15 protein-coding genes are annotated in these 15683 nt (G+C 72.4%); 6 read left to right on the top strand and 9 right to left on the bottom strand.

Features of this window, described 5'->3' with window-relative positions:
* Nucleotides 1-66: 66 nt before the first annotated feature.
* The 3 genes from ACIRRU_RS01670 to ACIRRU_RS01660 form a co-directional block, all read right to left on the bottom strand.
* On the bottom strand, nt 67-1941 hold the full coding sequence (locus ACIRRU_RS01670; RefSeq protein ID WP_403674805.1) for a glycosyl hydrolase family 18 protein: 1875 nt from the start codon (nt 1939-1941) through the stop codon (nt 67-69).
* A gap of 166 nt (nt 1942-2107) precedes the next feature.
* Nucleotides 2108-2755 (bottom strand): response regulator, encoded by a 648-nt coding sequence (locus tag ACIRRU_RS01665; RefSeq protein ID WP_403674803.1) that lies wholly within the window; start codon nt 2753-2755, stop codon nt 2108-2110.
* Nucleotides 2752-3951 carry a sensor histidine kinase gene (locus ACIRRU_RS01660; RefSeq protein WP_403674800.1) on the bottom strand — a complete coding sequence of 400 codons (1200 nt, stop codon included), beginning with the start codon at nt 3949-3951 and terminating at the stop codon, nt 2752-2754. Before ACIRRU_RS01660 ends, ACIRRU_RS01665 begins: the two co-directional genes overlap by 4 nt.
* A 150-nt stretch (nt 3952-4101) precedes the next feature.
* On the opposite strand from ACIRRU_RS01660, the gene ACIRRU_RS01655 reads away from it, so the two are divergent.
* Nucleotides 4102-4674 (top strand): hypothetical protein, encoded by a 573-nt coding sequence (locus ACIRRU_RS01655; protein WP_403675597.1) that lies wholly within the window; start codon nt 4102-4104, stop codon nt 4672-4674.
* Here the strand turns inward: ACIRRU_RS01655 and ACIRRU_RS01650 are convergent.
* Nucleotides 4671-5243, bottom strand: coding sequence for a cob(I)yrinic acid a,c-diamide adenosyltransferase (locus tag ACIRRU_RS01650; protein ID WP_363200828.1), 573 nt, complete (start codon nt 5241-5243; stop codon nt 4671-4673). The genes ACIRRU_RS01655 and ACIRRU_RS01650 overlap by 4 nt on opposite strands.
* Before the next feature lie 205 nt (nt 5244-5448).
* On the opposite strand from ACIRRU_RS01650, the gene ACIRRU_RS01645 reads away from it, so the two are divergent.
* The 3 genes from ACIRRU_RS01645 to ACIRRU_RS01635 all read left to right on the top strand — a co-directional run bounded on the left by ACIRRU_RS01645 (nt 5449) and on the right by ACIRRU_RS01635 (nt 9618).
* On the top strand, nt 5449-6297 hold the full coding sequence (locus ACIRRU_RS01645; RefSeq protein ID WP_363200827.1) for a 3-hydroxyacyl-CoA dehydrogenase family protein: 849 nt from the start codon (nt 5449-5451) through the stop codon (nt 6295-6297).
* A gap of 243 nt (nt 6298-6540) precedes the next feature.
* Complete coding sequence (locus tag ACIRRU_RS01640; RefSeq protein ID WP_363200826.1) at nt 6541-6864, top strand: STAS domain-containing protein; 324 nt, start codon at nt 6541-6543, stop codon at nt 6862-6864.
* A gap of 228 nt (nt 6865-7092) precedes the next feature.
* A complete protein-coding gene (locus ACIRRU_RS01635; protein WP_403674796.1) occupies nt 7093-9618 on the top strand; it encodes an ATP-binding protein in 2526 nt (841 codons plus the stop codon).
* A 75-nt stretch (nt 9619-9693) separates the two neighbouring features.
* On the opposite strand, the gene nucS is transcribed toward ACIRRU_RS01635, so the two are convergent.
* A complete protein-coding gene (gene nucS, locus ACIRRU_RS01630; RefSeq protein WP_363200824.1) occupies nt 9694-10365 on the bottom strand; it encodes an endonuclease NucS in 672 nt (223 codons plus the stop codon).
* A gap of 273 nt (nt 10366-10638) precedes the next feature.
* Here nucS and ACIRRU_RS01625 point away from each other — a divergent pair, with 273 nt between their 5' ends.
* Complete coding sequence (locus ACIRRU_RS01625) at nt 10639-11031, top strand: SCO5389 family protein (protein ID WP_111338219.1); 393 nt, start codon at nt 10639-10641, stop codon at nt 11029-11031.
* A gap of 110 nt (nt 11032-11141) precedes the next feature.
* On the opposite strand, the gene ACIRRU_RS01620 is transcribed toward ACIRRU_RS01625, so the two are convergent.
* Entirely contained in the window at nt 11142-12188 is a 1047-nt protein-coding gene (locus ACIRRU_RS01620; RefSeq protein ID WP_363200823.1) for an LLM class flavin-dependent oxidoreductase, read from the bottom strand.
* A gap of 213 nt (nt 12189-12401) precedes the next feature.
* On the opposite strand from ACIRRU_RS01620, the gene ACIRRU_RS01615 reads away from it, so the two are divergent.
* On the top strand, nt 12402-12731 hold the full coding sequence (locus ACIRRU_RS01615; RefSeq protein ID WP_363200822.1) for an ATP/GTP-binding protein: 330 nt from the start codon (nt 12402-12404) through the stop codon (nt 12729-12731).
* Between the two features lie 19 nt (nt 12732-12750).
* Here the strand turns inward: ACIRRU_RS01615 and ACIRRU_RS01610 are convergent, their stop codons facing one another.
* The 3 genes from ACIRRU_RS01610 to ACIRRU_RS01600 form a co-directional block, all read right to left on the bottom strand.
* On the bottom strand, nt 12751-13590 hold the full coding sequence (locus ACIRRU_RS01610; RefSeq protein WP_403674792.1) for an ABC transporter permease: 840 nt from the start codon (nt 13588-13590) through the stop codon (nt 12751-12753).
* Nucleotides 13587-14771 carry an ABC transporter ATP-binding protein gene (locus ACIRRU_RS01605; protein WP_403674790.1) on the bottom strand — a complete coding sequence of 395 codons (1185 nt, stop codon included), beginning with the start codon at nt 14769-14771 and terminating at the stop codon, nt 13587-13589. The genes ACIRRU_RS01610 and ACIRRU_RS01605 overlap by 4 nt, the downstream gene beginning before the upstream one ends.
* A gap of 129 nt (nt 14772-14900) precedes the next feature.
* The gene (locus ACIRRU_RS01600; RefSeq protein WP_363200819.1) at nt 14901-15680 is read right to left on the bottom strand and encodes an ABC transporter permease subunit; all 780 of its coding nucleotides are present in this window, start codon (nt 15678-15680) and stop codon (nt 14901-14903) included.
* Nucleotides 15681-15683: the final 3 nt, after the last annotated feature.

Raw genomic sequence — 15683 nt, 5'->3', positions numbered from 1 at the left:
ACCCGTCTCCCCGGCGCTTTTTCCGGGGTCGTGCTTCTCGTGCTGCCTCGCGCTACGGTGTGGGGATCACTTGAGACCGCTTGCGATCGCGGTCACGAGTTCGCCGTTGGTGGTGTCACCGGAGAACTCCCAGGAGAACGCGCCTCCCAGGCCCTGGTTCTTCGCCCAGGTCATCTTCGAGCCGATGGTGGCCGGGGTGTCGTAGCTCCACCAGTTGGTGCCGCAGTGGGCGTACGCGGTGCCGGCGATGGTGCCGTTCGCCGGGCAGGTGTTCTTCAGGACCTTGTAGTCCTCGATGCCCGCCTCGTAAGTGCCCGGGGCCGCGCCGGTCGCCGTGCCGCCGGGGGCGGACTGGGTGACGCCGGTCCAGCCGCGGCCGTAGAAGCCGATGCCCAGGAGCAGCTTCTTGGCCGGGACGCCCTTCGCCTTGAGCTTGGCGATGGCGTCGGCGGAGGTGAAGCCCTGCTGCGGGATGCCGGTGTACGAGGTCAGCGGGGAGTGCGGGGCCGTCGGACCCTGCGCCGCCCAGGCGCCGAAGAAGTCGTACGTCATCACGTTGTACCAGTCGAAGGACTGGGCCGCGCCCCCGTAGTCGGCGGCGTCGATCTTGCCGCCGCTGGAACCGTCGGCGGTGATGGCGGCGGTGACCAGGTTCTTGGAGCCGAACTTGGCCCGCATGGCGTCGGCCATGGTCTTGATGGCGGCCGGGCCGCTGGTGTCGCAGGTCAGACCGCAGGCGTTGGGGTACTCCCAGTCCAGGTCGATGCCGTCGAAGACGTCGGCCCAGCGCGGGTCCTCGACCAGGTCGTAGCAGGACTGGGCGAAGGCGGCGGGGTTCTGGACGGCCTGGCCGAAGCCGCCGGACCAGGTCCAGCCGCCGAAGGACCAGAGGATCTTGATGTGCGGGTACTGCGCCTTCAGCTTGCGCAACTGGTTGAAGTTGCCGCGCAGCGGCTGGTCCCAGGTGTCGGCCTTGCCGTCGACGGCCTGGTCGGCGGTGTAGGCGCGCTCGTAGTCGGCGTAGGAGTCACCGATGGTGCACTTGCCGTTCTGCACGTTGCCGAAGGCGTAGTTGATGTGCGTGATCTTCGCCGCGGAGCCGGACGTCACCAGGTTCTTGACGTGGTAGTTGCGCCCGTAGGTGCCCCAGTTGGTGAAGTAGCCCAGGTTGACCCTGTCGCCGACGGGCGGCTCGCCGCCGCCTCCGCCGGTGGTGCGCACCGCGGTCGCCGCGGAGGCCGGGCCGGTCTGGTCGGCGGTGTCCCGGGCGACCACGGTGTAGGAGTAGTCGGTGCCCGCGGTCAGGCCGGTGTTGGTGTACGTGGTGCCGGTGACCGTGGCGACCTTCGTACCGCCGCGCAGTACGTCGTAGTTCTTGACGCCCTTGTCGTCGGTGGCGGCGGACCAGCTCAGCTTCACCGAGGTGTTGGTGATGTCGCTGGCGGTGGGCTTGCCGGGGGCGGAGGGCGGGTTGTCGCCGGGGACGGTCGAGCCGTCACAGGCTGCGCCGTTCAGCTTGCAGCCCGACGGGGAGCCGGAGCCCGAGCCGTTGAAGCCGAAGCTGACGCTGGCGCCGGGCGCTATGGAGCCGTTCCAGCCGAGGTTCTTGGCGGTCCAGCGGTTGCCTGAGCTGGTGACGGTGGCGTCCCAGGCGGAGGTGACCTTGGTGCTCGCGGGGAAGTCCCACTCGACGGTCCAGGAGGAGAGCGCGGTGGTGCCGGTGTTCTTCACCGTCCACTGGCCCTCGAAGCCGCTGCCCCAGTCGGACTTCTTGGTGTACGTGGCGGTCGCCGAGGCGGCTGCCGCGGCCGGGGTGGCGAGACCCACCATCGCGGCGAACGGCACGGCCAGCGCGGTCAGCCCCGCGATGACCCTGGACCTGCCGCTGCGCAGGGGAATCCATCTGAACCGGGCACGGCGTGGGGGAGTTTCAGTGCTCAACGGAGCTCCTCGGGTGAGGTCCAGCAAACGGAGATGATTCGTGGACTGCAAACCCTGCGCCGCCCTGAGTACGGGTGCTCTCGTACTCACCGCAGTGTGTGTTCGGTGACAGTAGAAAGGTCTGGACCAACCGTCAAGAGGTCTGGACCAAAGATCGGTTACCGGCTCAGACCCCCAACTCCTGTGCCAGAACGGCCGCCTGGACCCGGCTGCGCAGCTCCAGCTTCCCCAGCAGCCGACTGACGTGGGTCTTCACCGTGGCCTCCGCCATCGACAGCCGCACCGCGATCTCCGCGTTCGACAGCCCCTCGCCCAGGCACCCCAGCACCTCCCGCTCCCGGCGGGTGAGCGCCTCCAGGACCGCTGGGTCCGCCGCCCTGTCGCGTACCGGCGCGGCCCCGGCGAACTCCGCGATCAGCCGGCGGGTCACGGCCGGGGCGATCAGCCCTTCGCCGCGCGCCACCGTCCGCACCGCCGTCAGCAGGTCGCGGGCGTCGGTGTTCTTCAGCAGGAAGCCCGAGGCCCCGGCCCGCAGCGCCCCGAAGACGTACTCGTCGAGGTCGAACGTGGTCAGGACCAGGACGTCCGCCAGCTCCTCCGCGACCACCTGCCGGGTCGCCGAGACTCCGTCGAGCCGGGGCATCTGCACATCCATCAGGACGAGATCCGGCCGCAGTTCACGCGCCAGACGGACCGCCGTCTCACCGTCCCCGGCCTCCCCGACGACCTCGATGTCCGGCGCGCTGGAGAGGATGAGGACCAGCCCCGCGCGCACCGCCGACTGGTCCTCCGCGACCAGCACCCGGATCGTCATTCCCGCATCTCCCTTTCGTTCAGCGGCAGTTCGGCCCGCACCCGCCAGACCTTCGCGTCCCTGCCGCCCTGTTCCGCCCGTGCCTCGAACGTCCCGCCGAGCAGCGCCACCCGCTCCCGCATCCCGACGATCCCGGCGCCCGAACCGGGTGCCGTGGGTCCGGGCCGCTCCCCGTACACACTGGTCACCTCGACCGTCAGCAGCTCTCCGGCCCGGCCCAGACGCACCACCACCGGACCCGGCGCCGCGTGCTTGAGGGCGTTGGTGAGGGACTCCTGCGCGATCCGGTAGGCCGCCAGCTCCACCGGCGTCGGCAGCGCCCGCGGCTCCGGGCCCCGGTCGTCCTCCAGGGTGCAGACGAGCCCGGCGGACGCCCCGTTGACGTTCGTCTGCCGGATCAGGGTGTCCACTGCCGCGAGCGTCGGGGCCGCCGCGGGGGGTTCGTCCTCGCCGCCCGCGCGCAGCAGTCCGATCAGCCGGCGCATCTCCGCCAGCCCCTCGACACTGTTCTCCCGGATCACCTTCAGGGCGCTGCGCGAGGTCTCCGGGTCGTCGATGGACAGCGCCGCTGTCGAGTGGATCGCCACGGCCGAGAGGTGGTTGGCGACCATGTCGTGCAACTCCCGCGCCATGCGGGCCCGTTCGGCGATCACCGCCTGCGTGCGGTCCATCTCGGCCAGCCGCGCGGTCTGGGCGGCGGCCAGCCGGGCGCTGTCGGCGGCGGCGCGGTGGCTGCGGACGCTCACCCCGGTGAGGGCCGGGACGAAGGAGACCAGCCCGACGACCAGGCCGATCAGCAGCGCCTCGGGTTCGCGGAACCACGCCAGGAATCCGATCGTCGACGCGACGGTGATCAGGAGGGTGGCCACCGGGAGGCGGCGGGCGGCGGCCGGGGGGCCGTACAGCACGGCCGCGTACAGGACGTCCGTGAACATCAGGACCGTGGCGAGGCTGCCCCAGGTGAACTGGTCCGCCACCAGCGCGAGCGTGCCGATCGCCAGCGCCGTGCGCGGGGCGGCGCGGCGCAGCAGCTCGGCCCCGGCCATGGCGGTCAGCGGGACGAGGGTGACCCAGGGCGCGAGGGGCGAGCGGCCGCCCTGGGTGTGGAGGCCCAGCCACCACAGGAGCAGCCCCCCGAGCAGGCCGGAGACGGCGAGGGCCACCGCGTCGCGGTCGGGACGGATCGAGGTGAGCACCCCTCCATCCAACACGCACCGCCGCCCCCGGACCTCCCTTCGCGGACCGATCCGTCAGTACATCGAAGGATGCAGTCGCTTTTCGTCACCGCCGACGACGTATCCGCGCCCGGCGGCCGGGAGGCTGGAGGGGAACGGGAGGAGAGCGTCGTGATCGCCCTGCTGATCGTGGCCTGCGAGGTCGCATTCTGGGTGCTGCTGGCCGCCGGACTGGCCCTGCGGTACGTCGCGAGGAAACCGCGGCTCGGCGCGGCCGTGCTGCTGTGCGAGCCGCTGCTGGAGGTCGTGCTGCTGGTGGTGACCGCCATCGACCTGAGGAACGGGGCCGAGCCGGACTGGAAGCACGGTCTGGCCGCCGTCTACATCGGCTTCACGGTGGGCCTCGGCCACCACACCGTCAAGAAGGTCGACGCCTGGGTCGCCCACCGCTGGTTCGGGGGCCCGCCGCCGGTGAAGCCGCCGAAGTACGGCACGGCCCGCGCGATCCACGAGTGGCGCACGGCCGCCCGCTGGACCCTCGCCGCGGTGGTCGCGCTGGGGCTGCTCCAGGCGGCGATCTGGTACGTCGGCCCGGACGGGGCGATCAGCTCGCTGCGAAGCTGGCAGCAGAAGATGGGCCTCGTGATCGGGATCAACCTGATCATCGCCGGAAGCTACACGCTGTTCCCCAAGCGGCCGCCCAAGGACGCGGTGCCGGAACGCGAACCGGCCGACCGGTCCTAACGCTCGCCGCCCGGCACCCACAGCACGTCCCCGACCTCCTTGTTCGCGCTCCGCGCCAGGATGAACAGGAGGTCGGAGAGCCGGTTGAGGTAGGTGGCGGCGAGGGCGTTCATCGACTCCCCGTGCACCTCCAGCGCCGCCCAGGTGGACCGCTCGGCGCGCCGGACCACCGTGCACGCCTGGTGCAGCAGCGCCGCCCCCGGGGTACCGCCCGGAAGGATGAAGCTGCGCAGCTTCTCCAGCTCCTCCAGGAAGCGGTCGCAGTCCGCCTCCAGCTTGTCGACGTAGGACTGCTCGACCCGCAGCGGCGGGTACTTCGGGTCCTCGACCACCGGGGTGGAGAGGTCCGCGCCCACGTCGAAGAGGTCGTTCTGGACGCGTACGAGGACCTTCACCATGTCCTCGGGCAGCCGCCCCAATGCGATGGCCGTGCCGATCGCCGCGTTGGCCTCGTTGGCGTCCGCGTACGCCGCGATCCGCAGATCGGTCTTGGCGGTGCGGCTCATGTCGCCGAGGGCCGTCGTGCCCTGGTCGCCGGTGCGGGTGTAGATGCGCGTCAGATTGACCATGGGGTCAGCGTAATGACGCCCGGACCTCAACTGCGCGCGGCGGGCGGCCGAATGACGCGTCCCGGTGTGATGTCCGTCATTCGAGACGTGACGCGCATCTCTTCACCGCCCCAGCGCGCCCGACGGGTACTAACCTCCGCCGGAGAGCATGTGAACCGCCGTGAACAAGTGCGCACGGGCGAACTAGAGACCAAGGGGTGCGAACGTGGCCAGGAAGCTCGCCGTCATCGGGGCCGGACTCATGGGGTCCGGGATCGCGCAGGTCTCCGCCCAGGCGGGCTGGGACGTCGTGCTGCGGGATGTCACCGACGCCGCGCTGACCCGGGGCCGCGACGGCATCAACGCCTCCTACGACAAGTTCGTCTCCAAGGGCAAGCTGGAGGCCGCCGACGCCGAGGCCGCGCTCGCCCGCATCACCACCACCACCGACCTCGACGCCGTCGCGGACGCGGACGTCGTCGTGGAGGCCGTCTTCGAGAAGCTGGAGGTCAAGCACGAGATCTTCCGCGCCCTGGACAAGGTCGTGGGCGAGAACACCGTGCTGGCCTCCAACACCTCCGCCATCCCGATCACCAAGATCGCGGCCGTGACGGAGCGTCCGGAGCGCGTCGTCGGCGTGCACTTCTTCTCACCGGTCCCGATGATGCGGCTCTGCGAGCTGGTGCGCGGCTACAAGACCAGCGACGAAACCCTGGCCACCGCCCGGGAGTTCGCCGAGTCGGTCGGCAAGACCTGCATCGTCGTCAACCGCGACGTGGCGGGCTTCGTCACCACCCGGCTCATCTCGGCGCTCGTCGTCGAGGCCGCCAAGCTGTACGAGTCGGGCGTGGCGACGGCCGAGGACATCGACACCGCCTGCAAGCTCGGGTTCGGCCACGCCATGGGCCCGCTCGCCACGGCCGACCTCACCGGCGTCGACATCCTGCTGCACGCCACGGGCAACATCTACACCGAGTCCCAGGACGAGAAGTTCGCCGCCCCGGAGCTGATGCGCCGGATGGTCGACGCAGGTGACATCGGGCGCAAGAGCGGGCAGGGCTTCTACTCGTACTGACCCTCTCCCGCACCTCCGGCCCGTCGCGCGACCGCCGTCCGGACCGGGGAAACCGGCGACCTTATCCGGCGGCCACCCTCCGCCGGAAATCCGGCATCACTCCACCGAGTGAATTCCGTACCGGTTCGCTTACAGACGGCAACTTCCCTGTCGCCGCGGCAGTCAGTTGTGACAGAGACATAAGAGACAGACAACAAGAACAGACAGACCGACCTTCGACGGACCACGACCCGGGGAGCGCATATGCATATCAGGGGCGACCACGCCGAGCTGGTCGTCGGGGGCCGCCTCGACGTCCGAAGCGCGGCGGACGCCCGTACGGTCCTGCACTCGGCCGTCGACGACGGCGTCGGCGACCTCGTGCTGGACCTGACCGAGCTGGACTCCTGGGACGCCACCGGACTCGGCGTCATCATGGGGGCCCACCGCCGGGCCGGACGGGCCGGACGCCGCCTCGTCCTGCGCGGCGTGCCGCCGCAGATGCAGCGCCTCCTGGTGGCCACCCGGCTGCACCGCATCCTCGCCATCGAGGGCGGGATCGCCGCCGACGCGCTGCCGCGCGTCTGAGACCCGGCGGTTGCGGACAGCGGACACAGAACTCACGCAATCCTCACCGGAACGTGACGTCCTGGACGGCGTGGCACCCCGGCGCTTCGTAGATACTGTGCCAAGGTCTAAGGTTCGGCCGTCCGCCGAACCACACCGAGACCCATGGCGGACACCGGACCGGAAGCGACAGCGGGGCGTGTGAGGCCGGAGGGGCGACCGCGCACGACGCGTCTGGGAGACTGAGCGATGGACCCGACACACCGGGCACCCGATGAGCACGGGCAGGGCCACGACCGCTCCGGCGGCGACCCGGGCCACCGGCGGCCGTCACGCGACGCCGCCGCCGACTTCGGCCAGCAGACACCGCAGCAGGTGCGCGTCGTCCAGCTGACCGCGGGGGACCTGCTCGTCACGGTCAACCCCGTCGACGGCAGCGAGGTCGAGGCCTGCCCGCCCGGCTCGGAGCCCGCCGCCCCCGTCCGCCGCACCCCCGCCGAGCGCGCCGACCACGAGCGCGCGGGCGCACCCCCCGTCCCACCGGGCCCGCCCGCCCCGCGGCCGCCCCTGCTGGAGCGTCAGGAGGAGCGCCGACGCCTGGCCGGGCTGCTCGCGCGCGGCCGCAGCGTACGGCTGACGGGCCAGGCCGGATCGGGCCGCACCGCCCTGCTGGACGCCGTCGCCGCCGACTGCGCCGACCTCGCCCCCGACGGCGTCGTCCGGCTGAACGGCCGCGGACGCACCACGAACGACCTGCTCCACGCCCTCTTCGACGCGGTCTACCGTGCTCCGTTGCACCGCCCCGACCGCGAGGAGCTGCTGCGGCTCGTGCGGTCCATCGGCGCGGTCGTCACCGTGGACGACCTGGAGGTGGCCGGGGCCGCCCTGGACGAACTGCTGGAAGCCACCCCCGAGTGCGCCTTCCTGCTCGCCGCCGCCCCCGAGAGCGCTGTCCCCGGCATGGACGCCCACCTGGAGGAGGTCCTCCTCGCGGGCCTCGGCCGCGGCGCCTCGCTGGAGCTGCTGGAGCAGGTCGTCGAGCGCCCCCTCGCCGAGGACGAGCGGAACTGGGCGGGCGACCTCTGGTTCGAGTCCGAGGGCCTGCCGCTCCGCTTCGTCCAGGCCGGGGCGCTGCTGCGCCAGCGCGACCGGCTGCGCGCGGACCCCACCGCCTTCGACGAGTACGACTACTTCGAGCCACGCGCGGAGGGCGCCCCTCCGGCCCCCGAGACGCCCACCGCGGAAGCCCTGGACGTGCCGCTGCCCAGCCTCGGGGAGGGCGCCGCGCCCGCCGTGCTGCTGGCCTCCCGGCTCAGCGAGGCCGCCCGCGCCACCCTGCGCTTCGCCGTCGCCCTCGGCGGCGAGGTGCCCCACCAGGCGCATCTGCCGGCCCTGGTGGGCGACACCCACGCGGACGCCGCGCTCGGCGAGCTCGCCCTCTGCGGGCTGCTCTCCCCGGCCGGACCACGCTACCGCCTCGCCGCCGGGGTCCTCGCCCAGCTGGAGGCGGGCGGCTACGCGGACGAGGCCGCCACCCACGCCCGTACCGCCGCCCAGCACTACGCCTGGTGGACCGCGCACCCCTCGGTCACCCCGCAGCGGGCCGTCGCCGAGTCCGACGGGATCATCGCCGCCCTGGGCCGGCTGGTCCCCGGCGACGAGGCGGGCGCGGCCAGTGCTGCCGTCCTGCTCGCCCGCGGCGCCGCCCCGGCCTTCGCCGCGGGCCTGGGCTGGGGCGCCTGGGAGCGGGCCCTCAGGATCGGCCAGGAGGCCGCGCGCAACGCCGGTGAGGTCGCCGAGGAGGCCTACTTCCACCACGAGTTGGGCATCCTCGCGCTCTGCACCGGCAACCCGGAGCGGGCCCGGACCGAGCTGGAGACCTCGATCGGGATGCGCGGCGCGCTCGCCGACAAGGCCGGGGCGGTCGCCGGACGCCGGGCGCTCGCCCTGGTCGCGGACCGCTCCGGCGAGTTCGCCCCCCTCGGCCTCACCCCCGCGGAGGACGAGGCGCCCGTCGTGCGCCGGGACACCCCCGGGACCCCGCCCGGCGGCTTCCCCGGCCCGGCGGTGTTCGCCCGGCCCGACCGGCCGGAGGGCCACGGCGCCGACCCGCGCCCGACCCTGGTCTCCTCGCTGCCGCCCGGACCCGTCACGCAGTCCAGGAACGGCGGACGCGCACTGGTGGGCGGAGCCCGGCGCAACCTGGCCGCCGCGGGAGCGGGCGCCCTGCTGATCGCGGTGCTGGGCACCGTGGTCACCCTCGGCGTCACCTCGGGCAGCGAGGAACCGGACAGCCGCAACGTCACCACCGAGCAGTCGGCCTCCGAGGACGGCACCGACGACGGTCTGCCCGCCGACGAACCGCAGGACGGCTCGGAGCCGGACCGGGAGAAGAGCGGCGGCGAGGCCCCGGCGAGCCCCGGCTCCTCGGCACCCCCCGGCCCCAGCACCTCCGGCACCCCGTCCCCGAGCGCCTCCACGAGCAACGGCACCTCCCCGACGGGCGGGCCCACACAGAGCGGGAGCGGCAGCCCGTCCGACGACCCGTCACCCAGCGGAAAGCCGACCCGGCCCACCAAGCCGCCGACGACGCCGCCCACCTCCCCGCCGACGACTCCGCCGACCGAGACGCCGACGACCCCGCCCACCGAGACGCCCACCGAGGAGCCGCCGCCGCCCCCGCCGGAGAACTCCTCCTCCGCCACCGGCCCGGTGGAGTCGGCGAGCGCCCCGGGCCCCGAGCCGGACTCGGACACCACCCCGACGGCCGTCTGACCGCTCCCGGGGCGTTGTGGGAGGCTCCGGGCCGTACGCCGGAGACCCCTGGACACACGGACGGAGGCCGGGCGGCTAGAAGAGCCGCAGCTTGTCGTCCTCGATGCCGCGCATCGCGTCGTAGTCCAGGACCACGCAGGCGATGCCCCGGTCCGTCGCCAGCACCCGGGCCTGCGGCTTGATCTCCTGCGCCGCGAAGACGCCCCGCACCGGCGCCAGATGCGGATCGCGGTTCAGCAGCTCCAGATAGCGGGTCAGCTGCTCCACGCCGTCGATGTCCCCGCGCCGCTTCAGCTCCACGGCCACCGTCCGCCCGTCCGCGTCCCGGCACAGGATGTCCACCGGGCCGATCGCGGTCGGGTACTCACGGCGGATCAGGGTGTGGCCCTCGCCCAGGATCTCGATCCGGTCGGCCAGCAGCTCCTGGAGATGCGCCTCCACGCCGTCCTTGATGAGCCCCGGGTCGACGCCCAGCTCGTAGGAGGAGTCGTGAAGGATTTCCTCCATCGTGATGATCAGTTTTTCGCCCGCCTTGTTCACCACGGTCCACACGCCCGCCTCGGCGTCGACGCCCTCCTTCAGGGTGCACGGCGGGGACATCCAGTTGAGCGGTTTGTACGCGCGGTCGTCCGCGTGGATGGAGACACTGCCGTCCGCCTTCACCAGGATCAGACGGGGGGCGGAGGGCAGGTGGGCTGTGAGCCGGCCCGCGTAGTCCACGGAGCAACGGGCGATGACGAGACGCATGGTCGGCAACGCTACTCGACAAGCGGGGCCCGACGCGATTTCCCCATCCGTAGCCTCCTGTCACTCGGTGCGCGCGGCGTCGCGACGGCGCGGGCTTGCCCCTCTTTGCGCACCTTCGACAGTGGCCGGTTGTGTTCCCAATCTCCTGGTGCGGCCCCGACCGCGCGCTTACCGTGGAAGACAGGAGGTCGCCGCCCGTGCACGCTGCGTCGTCGCCCTTCTTCCCTGCCCGTAAGGCCCCGGCCACTGCCCGGGGTCGCGAGAGGAGAACCCATGTCGCTCGACGTCTCACCGGCGCTGTTGGAACAGGCCGAGCGAGGCGAGGTCGACGAAGCCGACTTCGTCGACTGCGTCCGGACCTCCCTGCCCTACGCATGGGAGATGATCAGCTCGCTGGTGGCTCAGCTGAAGGTGGACGGCGGACAGTTCGCCGACAACCAGACGCCGCCGCCGGACGAGCAGGCACGTGGTCAGCTGCTGCGCGCGCTCGCGAGTGATGCGATACGCGGCGCGCTCCAGCGGCACTTCGGAGTGCGTCTCGCATTCCAGAACTGCCACCGCGTCGCGGTGTTCCCGCTGGACGCCTCGGTCGACGACCGACTGGCCAAGTTCACTTCGGTGAGGGGCCAGTTGCTCAACCAGTCGCCCGAACTACGGGACTGCTGAACGCTTCTGCTGCCGTTCCGGGCCGCGGGAGGTGCAACTGGCTCCGGGGCGGCAGCTCCCGTACCACCGCACCACGTTCCACGCGAGGTCCTCACCCCCGCGCACACGGATCAGGTGAGCAGCGGCAACACGTCGGCGCCCAGCCGCCGGACGTTCTCCTCGGTCGACGCGAGATCCCCCGACCCCTCCACCAGGAGCGCGAAGCGGGTGATGCCGGTCCGCTCGGCGGTGGCCGCGAGGCGGTCGGCGGCCAGCTCCGGCGTACCCACCGGATGCAGCCCGCACAGCAACTCCGTGTACGCCAAAGGGTCGCGCATCGCGCGGCGCCTGCCGTCCACCGTGACATGGGCGTCCAGCCCCTGCCGGAGCCACCCGGGCATCGTCTTCACCAGGGTCTCCACCGCGTCCCCGGCACGGTCCGCGATCTGGACCACCCCGGCGGACACATGTGCGGCCCCCGCCACCACCTCGGGCGGATGGCCCGCCTCCCGGGCGGCCGTACGCCACAGGGCGACCATCTCCGCCTTCTCCTCGTCCCCGCAGTGCATCCCCAGCAGCATCGGGAGCGCCCGGCGCGCCGCCAGCCGCACGCTCGACGGCGAGGTGCACGCCACGACGACCTCGGGACCCGCGCCGCCCGCCGCCTCGTCCTGCCCGGTCAGCAGCTCGTCCGCGCGCGGCACCACGGCCACCTCGCGGAAGCCGAACCGCTCGCCGCGCCCCGCGACCCGCGGCTCCCGCAGCCAGTCCAGCAGCAGCCCCAGCGCCTCGGGGAAGCCGTTCTCGTACGCCTCCAGGCCGCCGCCGAAGACTTCCAGGTCCACCCACGGCCCACCCCGGCCCACCCCCAGGGAGAAGCGGCCGCCGCTGGTCAGATGCAGCAGCGCGGCCTGCTCGCCGAGCGCGACCGGGTGGTGGCTGGGCAGCACGCTGACCGCCGTGCCGACCCGGATCCGGTGCGTACGGCCCAGCAGCAGCGCGGCCAGCGTGGTGGCGGAGGGGCAGGCGCCGTACGGCACGAAGTGGTGCTCGGCCAGCCAGACGGAGTCGAGCCCCGACTCCTCCGCGGCCTCGGCGGACCGGACGGCCCGGTGCAGGGCCTCACCCGCCCCCTGGCCCGGGAACTGGGCTGCCAGAACGAACGTTCCGATGCGCATCGCGTGTTGCCTCCTTGCGGCCGACGCGTATGTCCCCCACGGGAAACAACGTCTGACACGTGCCAAAGGCACGGTCCAGCGGGAAGTTGTTGCGATTTTCCGCTAACTCACCCCACTGCGCGGCGGAGGCCGTCCGGCCAGACGCGCCGGGCATCGGCCGGACACCCTAGGGTGGGAACCACCGTCCCCGTTCCCGCCCTCGTGAGGTGTCCCGTGTCCCCGCGCCGCAACCGCCCCCGTGGCGGCGAGAGTCCCGACGACCGGCCCGGCACGGCGCCCGGACGGTACGGCGGGGGAGGGGCCACCGAGAGCTGGCAGGGGGAGGACTGGTCGGTGCGCCCGGTCAGCGGCGCGAGCGCCCAGGGCAAGCGCTACCGCTGCCCCGGCTGCGACCAGGAGATCCCCTCCGGCGTCCCGCACCTGGTGGCCTGGCCCGAGTTCGGCGGGATCGACGACCGCAGGCACTGGCACAAGGCGTGCTGGAACGCGAAGGACCGCCGCACCACCCGGGTGCAGCGGTCCAGGAACGCGCCACGCCACTGAGCCCACCGCCGGGCCCGCCTCAGACGTCGCGCCGGCTGAGCGCCAGATACGCCCCGCCCAGCGCCACGGCGGCCAGACCCGCCATCAGCGTCACCGGGGTCCACCCGGACGGACCGGTCGAGGTCATGGTCACGCCGTACAGGGAGCTGAGCTGGCTGGGGACCGAGTAGTCGACCAGGAAGCGCTGAAGGGTCCGCAGGCTGTCGGCGAACATGAACAGGGACACCACCAGGGGCAGCAGCACCACGCCGATCATGATCGTGACGGAGCCCGCCGTGTGCCGGACGATCGCGCCGACGCCCACGGACAGCAGACCGAGCAGCGCCATGAACAGCCCGACCCCGGCGGTGGAGCGCAGCCACAGGTCGGCCGAGGGCATCGCCACGTCCAGGATCAGCAGCTGGAACCACGCGACGACCGCGGCGGTCACCGTCGTGACCACGAAGGTCAGCGCGGAGAAGACGGCCGACTTCGCCGCCAGCACCCGCCCCCGGCTCGGGCACGCCGTCAGCGTCGCGCGGATCATGCCCGTGCCGTACTCCGAGCCGATGGTCAGCACGCCCAGGGTGATCACGCAGATCGAGCCCAGCAGCACCCCGAAGAAGCCGAGGCTCAGGACCGGCTCACCGGCCAGCTCCGTCTCGGCGGAGGACATCAGCAGGGCGGCGCCCACCCCGATCGTCAGCATCAGCACGATCAGCACGCCCAGCGTCCAGACCGTCGAGCGCACCGAGCGGATCTTCGTCCACTCCGAGGCGATCGCGTCGGAGAACGTCGCGGGGCGGATCGGGATCGGCGAGGTGTAGGACGCCACCGGGCCGGGGCCCGGCGGCTGCTGCCGGTGGGCGGACGTCGTCATCGGGGGTCCTCGCTGGTCGGCTGTACGACCGGGGCGGCGGGAGGGGGCTCGGCGGCCGCCGCGGGGGGCACCGGCCCCGGCGCGCCTGGGCCGGTGGGCGTCGCGTACGGGTTCCGGCCGGGCGGCGGCGGGGCGTACCAGCCGTCCTGCGGGACCTCCACCGGCTGCGGGGCCGGGGGGCCGGGCGCGGCCCCGTAGCCGCGCGCGAAGTCCCCGTACGGGTCCGGCTGCGGCTCGGGCTCGAGGAGGCCCGCCCTGGCGTCGTCCGTGGAGCGGTAGTCCACGACGCCCTGCGTCAGCCGCATGTACGCCTCCTCCAGGGAGGCCTGGTGCGGGGACAGCTCCCACAGCCGCACGTCGCCGGCGTGCGCCACGTCGCTGATCCCCGGCAGCGTCAGCCCGGTGACCCGCAGCGCCCCGTCCGGCTCCGACATGACCCGGCCGCCCGCCTCGATGAGCGAGGCCGTCAGCTTCTCGCGCGCCTGAGGGGCGTCCGAGGACACCCGCACCCGGGCGAAGTCGGCGGAGTTGGCCGAGATGAAGTCCTTGACGCTCATGTCGGACAGCAGCCTGCCGCGCCCGATCACGATCAGATGGTCGGCGGTGAGCGCCATCTCGCTCATCAGATGGGACGAGACGAAGACCGTGCGCCCCTCGGCGGCCAGCATCTTCATCAGGTTGCGGACCCAGTGGATGCCCTCCGGGTCGAGACCGTTGACCGGTTCGTCGAAGAGCAGCACCTGCGGATCGCCCAGCAGCGCGGCCGCGATTCCCAGCCGCTGGCCCATCCCGAGCGAGAAGCCGCTGGAGCGCCGCTTGGCGACGTCCCGCAGCCCGACGACGCCCAGCACCTCGTCGACCCGGGCCGCGGGGATGCCCGCGAGCTGGGCCAGGGACAGCAGGTGGTTGCGGGCGGTGCGGCCCCCGTGCACGGCCTTGGCGTCCAGCAGCGCGCCCACCTGGCGCGGCGCGTTCGGCAGGTCGCGGTAGGGGTGGCCGCAGATCGTGACGTGCCCGGCGGTGGGGCGGTCCAGACCGAGGACCATGCGCATGGTCGTCGACTTGCCCGACCCGTTGGGACCGAGAAAGCCGGTGACGGCGCCCGGCCGCACCTGGAAGGAAAGGTCGTCCACGGCCGTCTTCGCGCCGTAGCGCTTGGTCAGCCCGACTGCCTCGATCATTCTCCAGCCCCATCGACTCACTCGGTCATCGGGGCTCGGGCCGCCCGGCCGCGCACCCCCGTAGGAGTTAGGAGGATAACCAGGCGCTGACGGTTCCGGCCAAGTTCCGCACAGCGTGCGAGCGGGCCGTCACGCGTCCCGGTTCTTCAGGACCAGATAGCCGCCGAGCAGCGCGGCCAGGACCCACAGCACCATGATGCCGAGCCCGGCCCACGGCCCGTAGGGCGCCGTGTCGCTGCCCATCGCGTCCGGGACGACCTGCATGATCCGCGATCCGGCCTGGTCGGGGAAGTAGCGGATGACGTCCTTGGCGTACGGCACCGCGATCAGGATGTTCGAGATCAGCAGGAAGAACGGGATCAGGATGCCCAGCGACAGCATCGAGCTGCGCAGCATCGCCGCGACGCCCATGGAGAAGATCGCGATCAGCCCCATGTAGAGCCCGGCGCCGACGACCGCGCGCAGCACGTTCTCCGCTCCGAGGTCGGTACCCCGGTCGCCCAGCACGGCCTGGCCGAGGAAGAACGAGACGAAGCTGGTGAGCAGGCCGACCACCAGGGCCAGGACCCCGGCCACGGTGATCTTGCTGAAGAGGAGCGTCCCGCGCTGCGGCACGGCCGCCAGCGAGGTCCGGATCATCCCGGAGCTGTACTCCGTGCCGACGACGAGCACCCCGAACACGATCATGGCGAGCTGGCCGAGGACCGTCCCGGAGAAGCTGATGAGCGTCGGGTCGAAGGTGAGCCGGTCGGCCTCGGAGAGGTCGTCGTAGGTGGAGTTCACCAGGGCGCTCACGCCCAGCCCCATGGCGGCCGTGACGCCGAACGCGCAGACGAGCGTCCAAGTGGTCGAGGAGACCGACCGGATCTTGGTCCACTCCGAGGTGAGAACCGCGGGTACCGATGCCATCGT

This window comes from Streptomyces sp. NPDC101181, assembly GCF_044767975.1.
Classification (GTDB): Bacteria; Actinomycetota; Actinomycetes; order Streptomycetales; family Streptomycetaceae; genus Streptomyces.
Note: the sequence above shows the minus strand (reverse complement) of the source record. Positions and strands in the feature narration are given on the sequence as shown.

What these genes read in the sequence shown, in the direction of transcription:
- ACIRRU_RS01665 (WP_403674803.1), bottom strand. Translation starts at nt 2,755, where the DNA reads ATGACGATCCGGGTGCTGGTCGCGGAGGACCAGTCGGCGGTGCGCGCG.
- ACIRRU_RS01650 (WP_363200828.1), bottom strand. Translation starts at nt 5,243, where the DNA reads ATGGTCAATCTGACGCGCATCTACACCCGCACCGGCGACCAGGGCACG.
- ACIRRU_RS01640 (WP_363200826.1), top strand. Translation starts at nt 6,541, where the DNA reads ATGCATATCAGGGGCGACCACGCCGAGCTGGTCGTCGGGGGCCGCCTC.
- ACIRRU_RS01635 (WP_403674796.1), top strand. Translation starts at nt 7,093, where the DNA reads ATGGACCCGACACACCGGGCACCCGATGAGCACGGGCAGGGCCACGAC.
- nucS (WP_363200824.1), bottom strand. Translation starts at nt 10,365, where the DNA reads ATGCGTCTCGTCATCGCCCGTTGCTCCGTGGACTACGCGGGCCGGCTC.
- ACIRRU_RS01625 (WP_111338219.1), top strand. Translation starts at nt 10,639, where the DNA reads ATGTCGCTCGACGTCTCACCGGCGCTGTTGGAACAGGCCGAGCGAGGC.
- ACIRRU_RS01620 (WP_363200823.1), bottom strand. Translation starts at nt 12,188, where the DNA reads ATGCGCATCGGAACGTTCGTTCTGGCAGCCCAGTTCCCGGGCCAGGGG.
- ACIRRU_RS01610 (WP_403674792.1), bottom strand. Translation starts at nt 13,590, where the DNA reads ATGACGACGTCCGCCCACCGGCAGCAGCCGCCGGGCCCCGGCCCGGTG.
- ACIRRU_RS01605 (WP_403674790.1), bottom strand. Translation starts at nt 14,771, where the DNA reads ATGATCGAGGCAGTCGGGCTGACCAAGCGCTACGGCGCGAAGACGGCC.
- ACIRRU_RS01600 (WP_363200819.1), bottom strand. Translation starts at nt 15,680, where the DNA reads ATGGCATCGGTACCCGCGGTTCTCACCTCGGAGTGGACCAAGATCCGG.